This window comes from Streptomyces sp. NPDC054834, from assembly GCF_053611185.1.
Genome location: NZ_JBSGZV010000003.1, coordinates 1 through 17,155, shown reverse-complemented (window position 1 = coordinate 17,155; position 17,155 = coordinate 1). Strand labels below are relative to the sequence as shown.

The following is a 17,155-nucleotide window of genomic DNA, read 5'->3' as shown; positions in this document are numbered from 1 at the left end:
AACTCATCGGTCGTGAACTAGGATCGACTCCCATGATCGCTGATCTGCAGTGCGTGGTGCTGGACTGCTCCGATCCCGGTGAACTCGCCGAGTTCTACCACTCGCTCCTCGGCGGCACCGTCAACCAGCCGGATCGGCGATGGGCGCTCAGCGAGGGCTGGGCCACTTTGCACACGGCGTCCGGCCTCGTCCTGGCGTTCCAGCGGGTAGCGGAGTACCGGCCGCCGCTGTGGCCGGACCCGAGCCGGCCACAGCAGTTCCACCTGGATTTCGGTGTCGCCGACCTGGACCGCGCTCAAGAACAGGTACTGACCCAGGGCGCCAGGGTGCTGGACGACGGGGCGGACGGGCGGAGTTGGCGGATATACGCCGACCCCGCAGGTCATCCGTTCTGCCTGGTCCGCCACTGAGGAAGAAGCTGCGGGAGACAAGCGCGTCACCGCGGCGCCGAATCGGCTCCGCCCGCGGGTGTCAGGACGCCTGTCTCGTACGCGACGACCACCGCATGCGTGCGGTTGTTGGCGTTCAGCTTCGCCAGAACATTCCCCACGTGGGAGGCTGGTGCCTTCGTGTGCTGGTAAAAAAGGGGGAGCCTGATGGCGGAGGACGGTTCGGCCCGGGCGGAATTGTGGGCGATGGCGGACCTGGTGACGCCGATGGCGTTACGTGTGGCGGCGACCTTGCGGCTCGCCGACCACATCGCGGCGGGACTGCGGACGGTCCCGGAACTGGCTGAGGCCACGGACAGCGACGCCGACGCCCTCGACAGACTGATGCGGCACCTCGCTTCGGAGGGCGTGCTCAGCCATGACGTCTCCGGCGGCTACGCCCTGACAGCGCGAGGCCAGGAACTGCGCAGCGACCACCCGTCCGGCCTCGCTTGCGTGCTGGACCTCGATGGCGCGATCGGCCGCGCCGATCTGGCGTTCGTCCGGCTGCTGCACAGCGTGCGCACCGGCGAGGCCGCCTTCCCGGAGCAGTTCGGGAAGCCCTTCTGGGACGACCTGGCGGCGGACCCCGTGCGTACCGCCTCCTACGACGCCCAGATGGGCACCGACGCGGCTTCCTGGGCCAGGGATGTCGTTCCCGCCTACGACTGGGGCTCGCTCGGCGAGGTGGTCGACGTCGGCGGCGGCAACGGCACCCTGCTGACCGCCCTGCTGCGCGCGTACCCGACTCTGCGGGGCACCGTCGTCGACCAGCCGGACACCGCGGCGGCCGCCCGCGAGACCCTGGCGGCGGCGGGCCTGACCGACCGGGGCGATGCCGTGCCCGGTGACTTCTTCCAGGCCGTGCCGCCGGGCGCCGGAGGCTATCTGCTGTGCGCCATCCTTCACGACTGGGACGACGACGCGGCCCGCGCCATCCTGCGGCGCTGCGCGGAGGCGGCAGGGACGCGCGGCCACGTCTTCGCCATCGAGAAGACAGGCGCCGACGGCGAGTCACCCGACACCGGGATGGACCTGCGGATGCTCGCCTACTTCGGCGGCCGGGAGCGCGGCGTCGGCGAACTCACCGACCTCGCTGCCCAGGCCGGGCTCCGCACCGTGGCGGTACACCGCGCGGGCCGCCTGGCCGTCATCGAACTCGCCGCCGGGTCCCGGACGCGTCCGTCAGCGCCGGGCGACCGGCAGTGATCCCCACCCGGAAGCAGGCGCCGGGGCGGGGTCCACGCCGGCCGACCGCAGGGCCGGGGAACCGGCGGCCGGACCGCACAGCGAGGTGGCCGCGAACACGTTGATGGCCTTGTCGATGGGACCCGCGGTCACCTTGCCGTCGGGTCCGAGCCTGTCGTACTTCGACAGGTTGTAGCCGAGGGCCATCTGCCGTCGGCCGTCCGGGCTGGAGATCGCCCATGTCTCGGCACCGAACACCGCGCCGTCATGGCCCCAGAACGTACCGCAGGACCAGTCGAACCGTATGAGAGCCAGGCCGTAGTGCCCCACCACATTGCCCTCGGCATCGGTCATCGGGACCGTCTTCTCCATCTCGGCGAGCTCGGCGGCGGGGATCAGCCTGCCCGTGAACAGCTGCCGGTAGAAGCGGTCGAGATCCGCCATGGTGGAGACGACCGCGCCGGCGGTTCCCGCCCAGGACATGTCGTAGACGCTGTAGTCACGCGGTGGGTCGATCAGTCCGTAGAAGGACTCGTACAACTTGGGGTGCGGACCGTTGATGCGCGAGCGGGTGGGGAAGTAGGTGTGCCGCAGACCGGCCCGGCGGATGACGTTGCGCGTGATGTACCGCTCGGGTTTCTCGCCGGTGAGCTTGCCCAGCAGCAGCCCCGCGATGATGTAGTTCGTGTTGGAGTACGACCACTTCTCACCGGGCGCGCCGGTCGACGGGGCCTGCACCCCCATCCGGACCAGCTGCCGGGGGCCGACGTGCCGGAAGCGGTTCTCGTCCAGGCTGCTCGTGGACAGCGTCTGCAACGAGGGGAAGGCGTACGGGACGTAGTCCCCGATACCGCTGGTGTGGTTCAGCACCATCCGCACGGTGATCCGGTCACCACGCTGACCGGGCACCAGGCCGGGAAGGTAGCGGGACAGGGGCGCGTCCAGGTCGAGGCGTCCCGCGGCGACCTGCTGGAGCAGGGCGACTGCGGTCATCGACTTGGTGATGCTGCCGATCCGCTGCTCCATGTCCGGTGCCACGGGACGGCCGGTGTCCCGGTCGGCGACACCGGCGGCACCACGCCACAGGGTGCCACCGTCCCGCACGGCCGCGTAGGCGCCGTACATACCGGCGGTGTGAATGGCCTTCAGCGCATCGGCCAGGCGCGCCCGGTCCGTGGCCGGCCGGTGCGCGGCGGCGGGGGTGACGTTCGAGTCGGTGGCCGCTTGCGCCGCGGGAAGCGCGACAGCCGAGGTGACAAGGGCGGCGGCACAGGTCAGGGCAAGCCGGCGTGCTAAGTGCATGGTTGTCTGCACAGCCTTTCTGCGTGCGGGAAAGCGGGAAGTTCCTCATGGCGATCTTCGTCGGGGCTGTGCCGAGAGGGCATCGTGCACGCGGAGGAGCGGGGGTACTACCGGCGGACGAGCGGAATTCGGTCACGGACCGGGAGGGCCGGGTGCGCGATCCGCAGTGCTTGACCGCTGCTCCGGCCTCCGCGATGCTGTGTTGCGAAGCACGAGATGAGTGCCGTAATAAGCAACATTGGCAGCATCTCGATCCTCTGTCGGTCAAGGAGTGGCCATGGCTCAGCAGGTCCGTGCTGTCGTCGCGCGAAGCAAGGGCGCCCCCGTCGGTCTGGAGACGATCGTCGTGCCCGACCCCGGCCCGGGTGAGGCGCTGGTCAAGATCGAGGCCTGCGGTGTCTGCCACACCGATCTGCACTATCGCGAGGGTGGCATCAGCGAGGACTTCCCCTTCCTGCTGGGGCACGAGGCGGCGGGGGTGGTCGAGTCGGTGGGTGAGGGCGTCATGGACGTGGCACCCGGCGACTTCGTGATCCTGAACTGGCGCGCCGTGTGCGGCCAGTGCCGGGCGTGTCTGCGTGGGCGGCCCTGGTACTGCTTCAACACGCACAACGCGAAGCAGAGGATGAGGCTGACCGACGGCACGGAACTGTCGCCGGCTCTGGGGATCGGCGCCTTCGCCGAGAAGACACTGGTGGCGGCCGGTCAGTGCACCAAGGTGGACCGGGCGGCGTCGGCGGCCGCCGCCGGACTGCTGGGCTGCGGGGTGATGGCGGGCATCGGCGCGGCCATCAACACCGGCAACGTGGGGCGCGGTGACACCGTCGCCGTGATCGGCTGCGGTGGCGTGGGGAACGCGGCGATCGTCGGGTCGAGCCTGGCGGGTGCGGCGAAGATCATCGCGGTGGACATCGACGACCGCAAGCTGGCCACGGCGAGCAGGCTCGGCGCGACCCACACGGTCAACTCCAAGGAGACCGACGCCGTCGACGCGGTGCGCGAGCTGACCGGAGGGTTCGGCGCCGATGTCGTGATCGACGCGGTGGGCCGTCCGGAGACGTACCGGCAGGCCTTCTACGCCCGCGATCTCGCCGGGACGGTGGTACTGGTCGGCGTGCCGACCCCGGAGATGAAGCTGGAGCTGCCGCTGCTGGACGTCTTCGGCCGGGGCGGAGCGCTGAAGTCCTCCTGGTACGGGGACTGCCTGCCCTCCCGTGACTTCCCGATGCTCATCGACCTCCATCTCCAGGGCCGCCTCGATCTGGACGCCTTCGTCACCGAGACCATCGCCCCGGCCGAGGTCGAGAAGGCCTTCGAGCGCATGCACCACGGCGACGTCCTGCGCTCGGTGGTGGTCTTCCCGTGACCGGCGCCCGCATCGACCGCCTCGTCACCTCGGGGACCTTCTCGCTGGACGGTGGCACGTGGGACGTCGACAACAACGTGTGGATCGTGGGGGACGACGAGGAGGCGGTCGTCATCGACGCCGCCCATGACGCCGATGCGATCGAACGAGCCCTCGGCGGACGCAGTCTGCGCGCGATCGTGTGCACCCACGCGCACAACGACCACATCGACGCCGCGCCCGAACTCGCGGCCCGGACCGGCGCCCCGATCCTGCTGCACGCCGGCGATCTGCCGCTGTGGAAGCAGACCCATCCCGGCCGGATGCCCGACGGCGAACTGACCGACGGGCAGACCGTCCCGGTCGCCGGCACCGAACTGACCGTGCTGCACACTCCCGGCCATGCCCCCGGAGCCGTCTGCCTGCACGCCCCGCGCCTCTCCGCCCTCTTCAGCGGCGACACGCTGTTCGCCGGCGGGCCGGGGGCGACGGGAAGGTCGTACAGCGACTTCCCCACCATCATCGACTCGATCAGGGAGCGCCTCCTCGGCCTTCCGGACGGCACCGTCGTGCACCCCGGCCACGGGGAGACCACCACCATCGGTGCCGAGGCGCCGCACCTTGAGGAGTGGATCGACCGCGGTTTCTGACCGCCCCGGCCGAGAAGCGGCCCTGCCCCGGTGACGGACCCCGTGGACCGCATCGGCGGCAGGGCCGCTTCTCGCACCCGGCGACACGCCTGTCCCACCCCTTGACCTGCGCTTTCGAGGCCGCTTCGGCATGCCCGGAAAGCGGTCTCCGGGTGCCGTGCAACCCGGCCTCCGAATGCCTTGACAACGCTTCAGAGCGGCCCGCAGACTGACGTTGCGCTAACCGCAATCCGTTTCGCTATACGCACCGAGGTGTCATGATGATTCCCGCGTGCCGTCTCGCGGATCTGCCGCGAGGCGAGGCCCACCGGCTCGACATCGACCCGCCTGTGTCGGTGTTCCACACCGACGACGGCGAGCTCTTCGCCATCGACGACACCTGCACCCACCAGGACGCCTCGCTCGCCGACGGCTGGCTGGAGGGCTGCGAGGTGGAATGCCCTTTGCACGCCTCCAAGTTCGACCTGAGGACCGGAGCCGTGGACGCGCCGCCGGCCAAGCTGCCGGTCCGCACCCACGAGGTCGTCGTCGAGGACGGGACGGTCTACGTCCGGCTGTCCACCGACGCGCCCAACCTGCCGCCGTGCGTCGCCGCCCGCCTGGCCGGAGGCCCCGCGTGAGGACCGTGGCCGTGGTGGGCGCCTCGCTGGCCGGTCTGTCGGCCGCGCGCTCGCTGCGGCAGCGGGGGTACGACGGCCGGCTGGTCGTCATCGGCGACGAGCCCCACCGCCCGTACGACAGGCCCCCGTTGTCCAAGGAATTCCTGGCCGGTGCCATCGGCGAAGCGGACCTGGCGCTGGAGCGGGACGGCGAGGAACTCCAGGCGGAGTGGGCACTCGGCGTCCGTGCCACCGGACTCGACCGTGCCGGGCGGGTCGTCCGGCTCGCCGACGGCCGGGAGATACGCGCCGACGGCGTGGTCATCGCCACCGGAGCGGCCGCCCGAACCCTGCCCGGCACCGAAGGTCTCGCCGGGGTCCACGCGCTGCGCACCCTCGACGACGCCCGCGCCCTGCGGGACGAACTGGCCCGGGGCGGACGGCTGGTGGTGATCGGCGGCGGGTTCATCGGCGCCGAGGTCGCCTCCACGGCGTACGCCCTCGGCCTCGACGTGACCGTGATCGAGGCGGCGCCGACACCGCTGGCCGGACCGCTCGGTGAGGCCATGGGCGGGGTCGTCTCCGCCCTCCACTCCGACCACGGCGTACGGCTGCTGTGCGGGGTGGGGGTCAAGGGGCTCAGCGGGGAGCGCCGGGTGGATGCCGTACTGCTGGAGGACGGCCGCAGTGTTCCCGCCGACACCGTCGTCGTCGGGGTCGGGGCGCGTCCCTGCGTCGAGTGGCTCCAGGGGTCCGGCGTGGCGCTCGACAACGGCGTGAAGTGCGGTGCCGACGGCCGTACCAGTGTGGCCGGGGTGGTCGCCGTGGGCGACTGCGCCAACTGGTACGACCCGCACACCGAAATCCACCGCAGGATCGAGCACTGGACCGGCGCGCTGGAACGGCCGGACGCCGCCGTCGCCGCGCTGCTCGCGTACGGTGCGACGGAACCGGGAGTCCCCCGGCCGCCGTACTTCTGGTCCGACCAGTACGGCGTGAAGATCCAGTTCGTCGGGCACGCCGCCGGGGCCGACAGCGTGACGGTCGAGGAAGGCTCGACCGACGACCGCAGTTTTCTGGCCGTCTACCGGCGGGCGGGCCGGCCGGTCGCCGCGCTCGGGATGAACCAGCCTCGACTGTTCACCCGCTGGCGCAAGCAGTTCGCCACCACCCCCGCCGCGTCCTGACACCGGCGCTTGCCACATCCCCTGCTGCGTTGCGCACGACACGCAGCGTCGCTTCGAACAGGAGTGCCGCGTTGACCTCGACCAGCCTGCCGGACAGCCTGATCGCCACCCTTCCCGGCTCCGCCTACACGGACCCAGGAATCTTCGCCCAGGAGCAGGAGCGCATCTTCGAGACGATGTGGTTCTGCGTCGCACGCGCCTCGGACCTGCCGAAGCCCGGCGCCTTCCGCACCGTCGACGTGGGCCGCGAGAGCATCCTCGTCACCCGGGCCCGGGACAACTCGGTCCGCGCCTACTTCAACGTCTGCCGGCACCGCGGAGCCAAGCTCCGCACCGACGGGACGGGCGAGGTCAAGCGTGCCTTCCAGTGTCCGTACCACGCCTGGACCTACGACCTCGAGGGCAAACTGGTCGCGGCACCCAACCTCACCAAGATGCCCGACGTCGGCCGCACCGAGTACGGCCTGGTGCGCGTGGCCGTGCGCGAATGGCTCGGCTATGTCTGGGTGTGCCTGGCGGAGGACCCGCCCTCCTTCGAGGAGGACGTCGTCGGTGAGGTGGTCGCCCGCCTCGGTGACGTGGAGTCGATCGAGCGCTACGACATCGACAGCCTCGCGGTGGGCAGGCGGATCGTCTACGACGTCCACGCGAACTGGAAGCTCATCATCGAGAACTTCATGGAGTGCTACCACTGCGCCACGATCCATCCCGAACTCACCGAGGTCCTGCCCGAGTTCGCAGACGGGTACGCCGCCCAGTACTACGTGGGCCACGGTGCCGAGTTCGGTACGGAGATCCAGGGCTTCACGGTCGACGGCTCCGAGGGACTGGACCGTATCCCTGGGGTGTCCGAGGAGCAGGACCGCCGGTACTACGCGATCACCGTCAAGCCGCAGGTGTTCATCAACCTGGTGCCCGACCACGTGATCTTCCACCGGATGTACCCGGTCGCCGTCGACCGCACGATCGTCGAGTGCGACTGGCTCTACCTCCCGCACGTCGTGGGCAGCGGCAAGGACGTCAGCCGGTCCGTGGAGCTTTTCGACCGGGTCAACCGCCAGGACTTCGACGCCTGCGAGCGCACCCAGCCGGGGATGAACTCACGGCTGTACGCCAAGGGCGGCGTGCTCGTCCCCAGTGAGCACCACATCCGCGCCTTCCACGACTGGGTGCTCGAGCGCCTCGGTACGCGTCGGCCGGCGTGACGCCGGGGCGGGTGTGCGTGCCCGTCGCCCGCGCGGAGGCTGTACGCGGGCCGCACGGCGGTCGTGCTGTGTGCGCTCAGCCCAGGTAACCCATGCGGTGGCTGATCTCCTCCGCGCCCTTGACCAGCACCGGAGCCAGCTCGTGCATGCGGTCCTCGGTGAACCGGTAGGAGGGCCCGGAGGCGCTGATCGACGCGATGACCTGCCCCTCCCGGTCGCGGATCGGCGCGGCCATGGCGTGCAGCCCGATCTCCAGCTCCTCCAGCGTCCAGGCGTAACCGCGCTCGCGGGCCTCGGCGAGGTTCTTCTCCAGCTTCGCCTTCGAGGAGATCGTGTGGGGGGTCAGCTTCTTCAGGCCGGCGTCCGTCAGCAGCGAGGCGCGTTCCTTCGCGGGCAGATGAGCGAGGATGATCTTGCCGCTGGAGGTGGCGTGCAGGGGGGTCAACTGGCCCACCCAGTTGTGCGCGGTGACGGCGGCGGTGCCGCGCACCTGGTAGAGGTTGATCGCATAGTGCTCCTGCATCACGGCGATGTTGACCGTTTCGCCGAGCTCCTGGGCCAGGCGCTCGCACACCGGACGACCCTGCTGGGTGAGGTCGATGCGTCCCGTGACGGCGCCCGCCAGGCGTACGATGCCGAAGCCGAGCCGGTACTTGCCCCGCTCGCCCGACTGCTCGACGAGACCGCGCGCTTCCAGGGCGCCGAGCAGACGGAACGCGGTCGACTTGTGCACCTCGATCTCGGCGGCCACCTCGCTCACGCCCGCTTCGCCGCGCTGCGCCAGGATCTCGAGGACGCTGATGGCCCGGTCGACGGACTGCACTCCGCCGGTCTGCGACCCGTTGCTTTCGGTCTCCGGACTGTAGTTGCTCATAGCGGAACTATACGCGCAGTAAACAACACTCTTGCAAGTAACGCGACGGTAATCAATGCCTAACAAGTTGCGTTGTTCGCAACCTAGTGCGTATAGCGATACCCGTACTAGCATGCCCGCGTATCGATGGCGCGAGCGAGACGAGGCACCATGGCTCTCCTGCACTACGACTTCGTCATCGTCGGCGGTGGATCAGCCGGCAGCGCACTGGCGAACCGGCTCTCCGCCGACCCCGCGAACCGGGTGCTCGTACTCGAGGCGGGCCGTCCCGACTATCCCTGGGACGTGTTCATCCACATGCCCGCCGCGCTGACCTACCCCATAGGCAGTCGCTTCTACGACTGGAAGTACGAGTCCGAGCCGGAGCCCCACATGGGTGGCCGGCGCATCTACCACGCCCGCGGCAAGGTACTCGGCGGCTCCAGCAGCATCAACGGCATGATCTTCCAGCGCGGCAACCCCATGGACTACGAGCGCTGGGCCGCCGACCCCGGCATGGAGACCTGGGACTACGCCCACTGCCTGCCGTACTTCCGCCGGATGGAGAACTGCCTGGCGGCCGACCCGGACGACGAGTTCCGCGGCCACGACGGCCCCCTCGTCCTGGAGCGCGGACCGGCCACCAACCCGCTCTTCACCGCCTTCCTCGAGGCCACCCGGCAAGCGGGCCACGCGCCCACGGATGACGTGAACGGCTACCGGCAGGAAGGTTTCGCCAAGTTCGACCGCAATGTCCACCGCGGTCGGCGCCTGTCGGCGTCGAAGGCGTACCTCAAGCCCGCCAGGAAGCGGCCCAACCTCACCGTGAGGACCCGCGCCCTCGTCACCCGCGTCCTCTTCGAGGGCAAGAAGGCCGTCGGCGTCGAGTTCCGGCGCGGCAAGGGCGCCCTCCAGCAGGTCCGGGCCAAGGAGGTCATCCTGTGCGGCGGCGCGATCAACTCCCCGCAGCTGCTGCAACTCTCCGGCGTCGGCAACGCCAAGGAGCTGCACGCCCTCGGCGTCGACGTCGTCCACGACCTGCCGGGCGTCGGCGAGAACATGCAGGACCACCTGGAGGTGTACATCCAGTACGCCTGCAAGCAGCCCGTTTCCATGCAGCCGTACCTGGCGAAGTGGCGGGCCCCCTTCATCGGCCTGCAATGGCTCTTCCGCAGGGGACCGGCCGCCACCAACCACTTCGAGGCCGGCGGCTTCTGCCGCAGCAACGAGGACGTGGACTACCCCAACCTGATGTTCCACTTCCTGCCCATCGCGGTCCGCTACGACGGCTCCGTACCCGCCGGCGGCCACGGTTACCAGGTCCACGTCGGGCCCATGTACTCCGACGCCATCGGCTCGGTGAAGATCAAGAGCAAGGACCCGGGCGAACACCCGGCGCTGCGCTTCAACTACCTCTCCACCGAACAGGACCGCCGCGAGTGGGTCGAGGCGATCCGGGTGGCCCGTGGGCTCCTCAGCCAGCCCGCGCTCGCCGCCTACAACGACGGGGAGATCTCGCCCGGCCCGTCCGTGGAGACGGACGAGGAGATCCTCGCCTGGGTCGCCAAGGACGGCGAGACCGCCCTGCACCCGTCCTGCACCTGCAAGATGGGCACCGACGAGATGTCCGTCGTCGACCCGCTGAGCATGCGGGTGCACGGGCTGGAAGGGCTGCGCGTGGTGGACGCGTCGGTGATGCCGTACGTCACCAACGGCAACATCTACGCGCCGGTGATGATGATCGCCGAGAAGGCGGCGGACCTGATTCTCGGCAAGGAGCCGCTGCCGCCCTCCGAGGCCGCGTACTACCGTCACCGTGACGCCCAGAAACAGGCCGGGTAGACCATGGGAACCGAGGCCCTGCGGGCGCTGCTCGCCCGGGTCCGCTACGAGGTGCTGCCGGCGAGGGCGACCGAGGAGAAGGTCCTCGCCCATGTGCCCCGGGACGTCGTGGTCACGGTCACGGCTTCGCCCGTCAAGGGTCTGGAGCCGACGCTCGGTCTCACCGAGCGGCTCACGGCGCACGGTTACCGCGTCGTCCCGCATGTGCCCGCACGGCTGCTGCGGGACGACACGCACCTCAAGGAAGTCGCCGAGCGGCTGCGTGCGGCAGGAGTGGACGACCTCTTCGTGCCGGCGGGCGACGCCGATCCGCCGGCCGGGCCGTACGACGCGGCGCTGCCGGTCCTGCAAAGGCTGAGCGAGCTGGGCAGGCCCTTCGCGGACACGGGGATCACCGGCTATCCGGAGAGCCATCCGTTCATCCACGACGACATCACCATCCAGGCGATGCGGGACAAGCACGCGCACGCCACGTACATCGTGAGCAACCTGTGCTTCGATCCGCGCGTGCTCGGCGACTGGATCGCCCGGATCCGGCGCCGTGACGTGACACTGCCCGTGTACGTGGGTGTCGCCGGGCCCGTGCAACGGGCGAAGCTGCTGTCCATGGCGACGAAGATCGGGGTGGGGGAGTCGACGCGCTTCCTCACCAGGCACGCCTCCTGGTTCCTGCGGTTCGCGGCACCCGGTGGATACGACCCGGAGCGACTGCTCGCGCGCGGCGCGGACGTGCTCACCGGGCCCTCGGCGGGCGTGGCCGGCCTGCACCTCTTCACCTTCAACCAGGTCGCCGAGACGGAGCGCTGGCGCCGCGCCCTGCTGGACCGGCTGGGCGGCTGAAATCGCAATCCGCCGACCCCTTGACGTGCGTCGGCCCATTCCGCAAGGGTGTTCCACCACAAGCAATGCAGTGCATAATGCGCAACGAGTTCGCTTCGAAGGGCGCGGCCGTGGCAGATCTGTACATGGACGGACAATGGCGCCCCGCGGTGGCCGGAGGCCACCGGGAGATCCGCTGTCCGGCGGACGGCACGCTCGTGGCGACGGTCTCGGAGGCGACCCGCCCCGACACCGAGGCGGCCATCGCCGCGGCCCGGCGCGCCTTCGACGACGGCCCCTGGCCGCGCACCCCCGAGCGCGAGCGCGGCGCACTGCTGCTGCGCACCGCCGACATCCTGGAACGTGACGCCAAGGAGTTCGCCCGCGCCGAGTCCCTCGACACCGGCAAGCGCCTGGTGGAGAGCGAGTACGACATCGCCGATGTCGTCTCCTGCTTCCGCTACTACGGCGGCATCGCCGGCACCAGTGCCGGCCGGGTGATCGACACCGGCCGCGACGACGCACTCAGCCGGGTCAGCTACGAGCCCGTGGGGGTCTGCGGACTGATCACCCCCTGGAACTACCCGCTGTTGCAGGCCTCGTGGAAGGTCGCCCCGGCACTGCTCGCGGGCAACACCATCGTCCTCAAGCCCAGCGAGCTCACGCCCTCCACCTCGATCCTGCTGATGAAGGCCCTGGAGGAGGCGGGGCTCCCGGCCGGCGCCGCCAATCTCGTGCTGGGCGCCGGAGCCGAGGCGGGCGCGCCGCTGGCCGAGCACCCGGCCGTCGACATGGTGTCGTTCACCGGAGGCCTGGAGACCGGGCGGCGCATCATGGCCACCGCCGCCGCGACGGTGAAGAAGGTCGCGCTGGAACTCGGCGGCAAGAACCCGAACGTCGTCTTCGCCGACGCCGACTTCGAGACCGCCGTCGACTTCGCGCTCACCGCCGTCTTCCTGCACTCCGGGCAGGTCTGCTCGGCCGGCGCCCGGCTGGTCGTCGAGGACTCCCTCCACGACGCCTTCGTCGACGAGATCGTGCGCCGCGCCCGGCTGATCCGTCTCGGCGGTCCCTTCGACCCCGAGGCCGAGACCGGTGCGCTGGTCTCCGCACAGCACCGGGACAAGGTCGAGGCGTACGTCGATGCCGGCCTCGCGGAGGGTGCCGTACTGCGCTGCGGCGGTGCGCGCCCCGACGACCCCGCGCTGGGACGCGGCTTCTACTACCTGCCCACCGTCCTCGACGAGTGCCGGCAGGACATGCGCGTGGTGCACGAGGAGTCCTTCGGCCCCGTGCTCACGGTCGAGCGCTTCCATGACGAGGACGATGCCGTCCGGATCGCCAACGACACGGAGTACGGACTCGCCGGAGCCGTCTGGACGCAGGACGCGGGCAAGGCCCAGCGGGTGGCGCGCGGGCTGCGCCACGGCACCGTGTGGATCAACGACTACCACCCCTATGTGCCGCAAGCGGAATGGGGTGGTTTCGGGCGCTCGGGCGTGGGCCGCGAGCTGGGGCCGACCGGCCTTGACGAGTACCGGGAGCCCAAGCATGTCTGGCAGAACATCCAACCCCGGCCGCAGCACTGGTTCCGCGGCTGAACGCCGAAGAGAGGTCACGATGACCCCAGCACAGACCGAGGTGTCGCAGCGGCGCGACACGTCCCAGGACCCCCAGGACCGCACCCCGGTCATCTCCGTGCGCCGGCTGTGGAAGGTGTTCGGGCCGAAGGCCGGCGAGGTGCCGGGCTCCGAGGAGCTGTGCGGGCTCACCCGCCGCGAGCTCATGGACCGCACCGGATGCACCGCTGCCGTACGGGACGTGAACTTCGAGGTGTCTCCGGGCGAGGTCTTCGTCGTCATGGGCCTGTCCGGCTCCGGCAAGTCCACCCTGGTGCGATGTCTGACCCGGCTGATCGAACCCACCTCCGGTGAGATCGTCTTCGAGGGCGAGGACATCCGCGGCGCCGACCCCGGACGACTGCGTGAGATGCGGCGCAGCAAGTTCTCCATGGTCTTCCAGCACTTCGGTCTGCTCCCGCACCGCAGGGTCGTCGACAACGTGGCGTTCGGCCTGGAGATCCGGGGCATGGGCAAGGCCGAGCGCACCAAGCGCGCGCAGGAGGTCGTCGAGCTGGTGGGCCTGGCCGGCTACGAGAACTCCTACCCCGACCAGCTCTCCGGCGGCATGCAGCAGCGCGTCGGTCTCGCCCGCGCCCTCGCCGGCGATCCCGACATCCTCTTCTTCGACGAGCCGTTCTCCGCGCTCGACCCGCTGATCCGCCGTGACATGCAGAGCGAGGTCATCCGCCTGCACCACGAGGTCGGCAAGACCATGGTGTTCATCACCCACGATCTCTCCGAGGCGCTGAAGCTGGGCGACCGCATCCTGATCATGCGCGACGGCAAGACGGTCCAGTGCGGCACCGGCGACGAACTGGTCGGCGCCCCCGCAGACGACTACGTACGGGACTTCGTCAAGGACGTGCCCCGCGGTGACGTACTCACCCTGCGGTGGATCATGCGCCCCGCGCAGCCCGACGACGCCCTCGACGGACCCGAGTTCGGCCCGGACGTCGTGGTGCGCGAGGCCACCCGGGCGGTGCTCGTCGCGGAGAAGCCGGTCAAGGTGGTCGAGAACGGCAAGCTGCTGGGCATCGTCGGTGACGAGGAGATCCTCTCCGTCGTCGCCGGTCAGGACGGCGGTGCCTGATGGCGGCCGTGGCCGACGCGACCACGGTGGTCGCGCCCCTGCGCAGGAGGATCAGCCGTCCCGTGCTGGTCGCGGCGATCCTGGTCGGCTGGCTGGTGCTGTTCGCCGTGCTGCGTGGCCGGCAGACCCTGACCCTCGCGGCCGCCGACCTGACCGGTCTGCACCGCCGGCTGAACGACGTCAACGACTCCATCGGCGCCAGCCGCAACTCCAACCCGCTCTTCGTGTACGGCTTCAACGAGATCCGTCTGGTCATCGACAACCTGGTGACCTTCGTCCAGTCCTTGGTCTCGCAGCCCTCCGACGGCCGCCCGGTCCCGCAGATCGGCTGGCTCGGCGTCGTCGGGCTCACCGGCTATGTGTCGTGGGCCGTGGGCAACTGGCGGGTGGCTCTGCTGGCCGTGGCGGGCTTCACCTTCTTCGGGTTGCAGGGTCTGTGGCAGGAGAGCATGGACACGCTGGCGCTGACCCTGTCGGCGGTCATCGTGGCCCTGCTCATCGGCATCCCTCTCGGCGTGTGGGCCGGCCTCTCCGACCGGTTCAACCGGATCATGACGCCGTTCCTCGACTTCATGCAGACGATGCCGACCTTCGTCTACCTCGCCCCGCTGACGCTGATCTTCCTCATCGGGGGGGCCTCCGCGGTCATCACCACAGTGATCTACGCGGCGCCGCCGGCGATCCGTATCACCGCGCACGCCATCCGTTCCGTGCCTGCGACCACCGTCGAGGCGGCTGACTCGATGGGCACGACAAGGTCGCAGCAGCTGCTGAAGGTGCTGCTGCCGATGTCGAAGCGGACCGTGGTCATGGGCGTCAACCAGACCATCATGGCCGCCCTGGCCATGGTGACCATCGCCGCCCTGATCGACGCGCCCGGCCTCGGCAAGACCGTCGTGCAGGCGCTTCAGTCGCTCGACGTCGGCACGGCCTTCAACGCCGGTCTCGCGATCGTCGTCATGGCCATCGTGCTGGACCGGGTCACCACGGCCGCGAGCGTGCGGGAGGAAGCGGCCCGGCGTGCGGGCCACCGCTTCACCGCCTGGCGGCGACCGCTGCTGATCGCGGGCGGAGTCGCCGCGGCGGTCCTGGTGTACCTGTCGCACACCTACGTCTGGGCGGCCGAGTTCCCCGGCCAGGGCACGGTGGGCAGCCACATCGCGAGCGCCGCCGACACCACGACCACCTGGTTGCAGGACCATCTGTCCGGCCTGACCAACGCCTTCCGGAACGCGATCAGCTACGGTCTGCTCAACCCGTTCCAGACACTGCTCACCGACTCCCCGTGGTGGCTGGTCGGCGCGGTCCTGGCCGGGCTCGGCGCGGCGCTCGGCGGCTGGCGTGCCGCGGTGATCGCCGGCGTGTGCGTCGGGCTGCTCGTCGGTACGGGGGTGTGGTCGGACGCCATGACGACCCTGGCCTCCACCGTCGTGGCGACGGCACTGGTGATGCTGCTCGGAGTCGTCTTCGGCGTGTGGATGGGCCGCAGCGCGCTGGTGGACCGGCTGATCCGGCCCACCCTGGACGCCGCGCAGGTCATGCCGCCGTTCGTCTACCTCGTGCCGTTCCTCGCGCTCTTCGGCGCCACCCGCTTCACCGCCATCGTGGCGGCCGTGGTGTACGGGGCGCCCGTCGCCACCAAGATCATCGCGGACGGTGTGCGGAACGTGCCCGAGACCACCGTGGAGGCGGCCACGTCCGCCGGGTGCAACACCTGGCAGATCATCACCAAGGTTCAACTGCCGATGGCACGCAGCGCCCTGACGCTCGCGACCAACCAGGGTCTGATCTACGTGCTGTCGATGGTTGTTGTGGGCGGCCTGGTGGGTGCCGGCGCCCTCGGCTACGACGTCGTGGCCGGCTTCTCTCAGGGAGAGCTGTACGGCAAGGGGCTGGCGGCAGGACTCGCCATCGTACTGCTCGGAGTCATGTTCGACCGGATCACTCAGGCTGCGGCTCGACGCACCAGGGCATAAAGGAGCACGACACGATGGCAAGACACTGGCGGATCGGCGCGGCCGGCCTGGCCGTCCTCGGCCTCACCCTCACCGCCTGCGGCGGGGCGAAGGTCGGCGACACCTCCTCCGCGGGCGGCTCGGGCAGTTCGGGCAAATGCGGCACGTTCAACCTGGCCGTCAACCCCTGGGTGGGCTACGAGGCGGACGCTGCGGTCGTCGCGTACGTCGCGGAGCACGACCTTCACTGTACGGTCAACAAGAAGGACCTGAAGGAAGAGATCGCCTGGCAGGGCTTCGGCACCGGCGAGATCGACGCCGTCCTGGAGAACTGGGGCCACGACGACCTGAAGAAGAAGTACATCACCCAGCAGAAGACCGCCGTGGAGGCCGGCCAGACCGGCAACAAGGGGATCATCGGCTGGTTCGTGCCGCCGTGGCTGGCGAAGGCGCACCCGGACATCACCGACTGGAAGAACCTCGACAAGTACGCCGACCGGTTCAAGACCTCCGAGTCGGGCGGCAAGGGCCAGCTGCTGGACGGCGACCCGTCGTACGTCACGAACGACGCGGCGCTGGTGAAGAACCTGAAGCTGAACTTCAAGGTGGTGTACGCGGGCAGCGAGACCGCGCTCATCCAGTCCTTCCGCACGGCCGAGAAGAAGAAGCAGTGGGCCATCGGCTACTTCTACGAGCCGCAGTGGTTCCTGTCGGAGGTGCCGCTGGTGAAGGTCAACCTGCCCAAGTACACGACGGGTTGCGACGCCGACGCCGCGAAGGTCGCCTGCGACTATCCCGTCTACAACCTGGACAAGATCGTCAGCGCGAAGTTCGCCAAGTCCGGCAGCCCGGCCTACGACCTGGTGAAGCAGTTCAACTGGACCAACGACGACCAGAACACCGTGGCCAAGTACATCGCGGTGGACAAGATGTCGGACGAGGCGGCGGCCAAGAAGTGGGTGGACGCCAACCGCGCCAAGGTCGACGCCTGGCTCAAGTAGCGGGGTGCCGCGAGGCCCCGGAGAAGGCCGGCCGAACATGCCCGGCGGGCGGTGCGCACCTGTGCGCAC

The 17,155-nt window shown here is 69.8% G+C and carries 15 protein-coding genes; 13 read left to right on the top strand and 2 right to left on the bottom strand.

What is annotated here, in order from left to right:
* The first annotated feature begins 32 nt into the window (after positions 1 to 32).
* A complete protein-coding gene (locus ACWGJM_RS05045; protein ID WP_453410278.1) occupies positions 33 to 410 on the top strand; it encodes a VOC family protein in 378 nt (125 codons plus the stop codon).
* 186 nt (positions 411 to 596) lie between these two features.
* Complete coding sequence (locus ACWGJM_RS05040; protein WP_453410277.1) at positions 597 to 1,637, top strand: methyltransferase; 1,041 nt, start codon at positions 597 to 599, stop codon at positions 1,635 to 1,637.
* Here the strand turns inward: ACWGJM_RS05040 and ACWGJM_RS05035 are convergent.
* Positions 1,614 to 2,918, bottom strand: a complete 1,305-nt coding sequence (locus tag ACWGJM_RS05035) for a serine hydrolase domain-containing protein (RefSeq protein WP_453410276.1) — start codon at positions 2,916 to 2,918, stop codon at positions 1,614 to 1,616. The genes ACWGJM_RS05040 and ACWGJM_RS05035 overlap by 24 nt on opposite strands.
* A gap of 277 nt (positions 2,919 to 3,195) precedes the next feature.
* Here ACWGJM_RS05035 and ACWGJM_RS05030 point away from each other — a divergent pair, with 277 nt between their 5' ends.
* The 5 genes from ACWGJM_RS05030 to ACWGJM_RS05010 all read left to right on the top strand — a co-directional run bounded on the left by ACWGJM_RS05030 (position 3,196) and on the right by ACWGJM_RS05010 (position 7,904).
* The gene (locus ACWGJM_RS05030; RefSeq protein WP_453410275.1) at positions 3,196 to 4,284 is read left to right on the top strand and encodes an S-(hydroxymethyl)mycothiol dehydrogenase; all 1,089 of its coding nucleotides are present in this window, start codon (positions 3,196 to 3,198) and stop codon (positions 4,282 to 4,284) included.
* Positions 4,281 to 4,913 (top strand): MBL fold metallo-hydrolase, encoded by a 633-nt coding sequence (locus ACWGJM_RS05025; protein ID WP_453410274.1) that lies wholly within the window; start codon positions 4,281 to 4,283, stop codon positions 4,911 to 4,913. The genes ACWGJM_RS05030 and ACWGJM_RS05025 overlap by 4 nt, the downstream gene beginning before the upstream one ends.
* Before the next feature lie 257 nt (positions 4,914 to 5,170).
* The gene (locus ACWGJM_RS05020) at positions 5,171 to 5,533 is read left to right on the top strand and encodes a bifunctional 3-phenylpropionate/cinnamic acid dioxygenase ferredoxin subunit (protein WP_041820391.1); all 363 of its coding nucleotides are present in this window, start codon (positions 5,171 to 5,173) and stop codon (positions 5,531 to 5,533) included.
* Positions 5,530 to 6,699 carry an NAD(P)/FAD-dependent oxidoreductase gene (locus tag ACWGJM_RS05015; protein ID WP_453410273.1) on the top strand — a complete coding sequence of 390 codons (1,170 nt, stop codon included), beginning with the start codon at positions 5,530 to 5,532 and terminating at the stop codon, positions 6,697 to 6,699. The genes ACWGJM_RS05020 and ACWGJM_RS05015 overlap by 4 nt, the downstream gene beginning before the upstream one ends.
* A 71-nt stretch (positions 6,700 to 6,770) precedes the next feature.
* On the top strand, positions 6,771 to 7,904 hold the full coding sequence (locus ACWGJM_RS05010) for an aromatic ring-hydroxylating oxygenase subunit alpha (protein ID WP_453410272.1): 1,134 nt from the start codon (positions 6,771 to 6,773) through the stop codon (positions 7,902 to 7,904).
* A 76-nt stretch (positions 7,905 to 7,980) separates the two neighbouring features.
* Here ACWGJM_RS05010 and ACWGJM_RS05005 read toward each other — a convergent pair whose 3' ends face one another.
* Positions 7,981 to 8,778: an IclR family transcriptional regulator gene (locus ACWGJM_RS05005; protein ID WP_453410271.1), complete on the bottom strand. Its 798-nt coding sequence runs from the start codon at positions 8,776 to 8,778 to the stop codon at positions 7,981 to 7,983.
* A 150-nt stretch (positions 8,779 to 8,928) separates the two neighbouring features.
* On the opposite strand from ACWGJM_RS05005, the gene betA reads away from it, so the two are divergent.
* From betA to ACWGJM_RS04975, 6 genes are all read left to right on the top strand, one after another.
* A complete protein-coding gene (gene betA, locus ACWGJM_RS05000) occupies positions 8,929 to 10,599 on the top strand; it encodes a choline dehydrogenase (protein ID WP_453410270.1) in 1,671 nt (556 codons plus the stop codon).
* Positions 10,600 to 10,602: 3 nt separating this feature from the next.
* The gene (locus tag ACWGJM_RS04995) at positions 10,603 to 11,439 is read left to right on the top strand and encodes a 5,10-methylenetetrahydrofolate reductase (RefSeq protein WP_453410269.1); all 837 of its coding nucleotides are present in this window, start codon (positions 10,603 to 10,605) and stop codon (positions 11,437 to 11,439) included.
* A gap of 110 nt (positions 11,440 to 11,549) precedes the next feature.
* Positions 11,550 to 13,019 (top strand): aldehyde dehydrogenase family protein, encoded by a 1,470-nt coding sequence (locus ACWGJM_RS04990; RefSeq protein ID WP_453410268.1) that lies wholly within the window; start codon positions 11,550 to 11,552, stop codon positions 13,017 to 13,019.
* Between the two features lie 19 nt (positions 13,020 to 13,038).
* Complete coding sequence (locus tag ACWGJM_RS04985; protein WP_453410267.1) at positions 13,039 to 14,130, top strand: quaternary amine ABC transporter ATP-binding protein; 1,092 nt, start codon at positions 13,039 to 13,041, stop codon at positions 14,128 to 14,130.
* Positions 14,130 to 16,106: an ABC transporter permease gene (locus ACWGJM_RS04980; protein ID WP_453410266.1), complete on the top strand. Its 1,977-nt coding sequence runs from the start codon at positions 14,130 to 14,132 to the stop codon at positions 16,104 to 16,106. Before ACWGJM_RS04985 ends, ACWGJM_RS04980 begins: the two co-directional genes overlap by 1 nt.
* 14 nt (positions 16,107 to 16,120) lie before the next feature.
* Positions 16,121 to 17,086: an ABC transporter substrate-binding protein gene (locus ACWGJM_RS04975; protein ID WP_453410265.1), complete on the top strand. Its 966-nt coding sequence runs from the start codon at positions 16,121 to 16,123 to the stop codon at positions 17,084 to 17,086.
* Positions 17,087 to 17,155 lie beyond the last annotated feature (69 nt).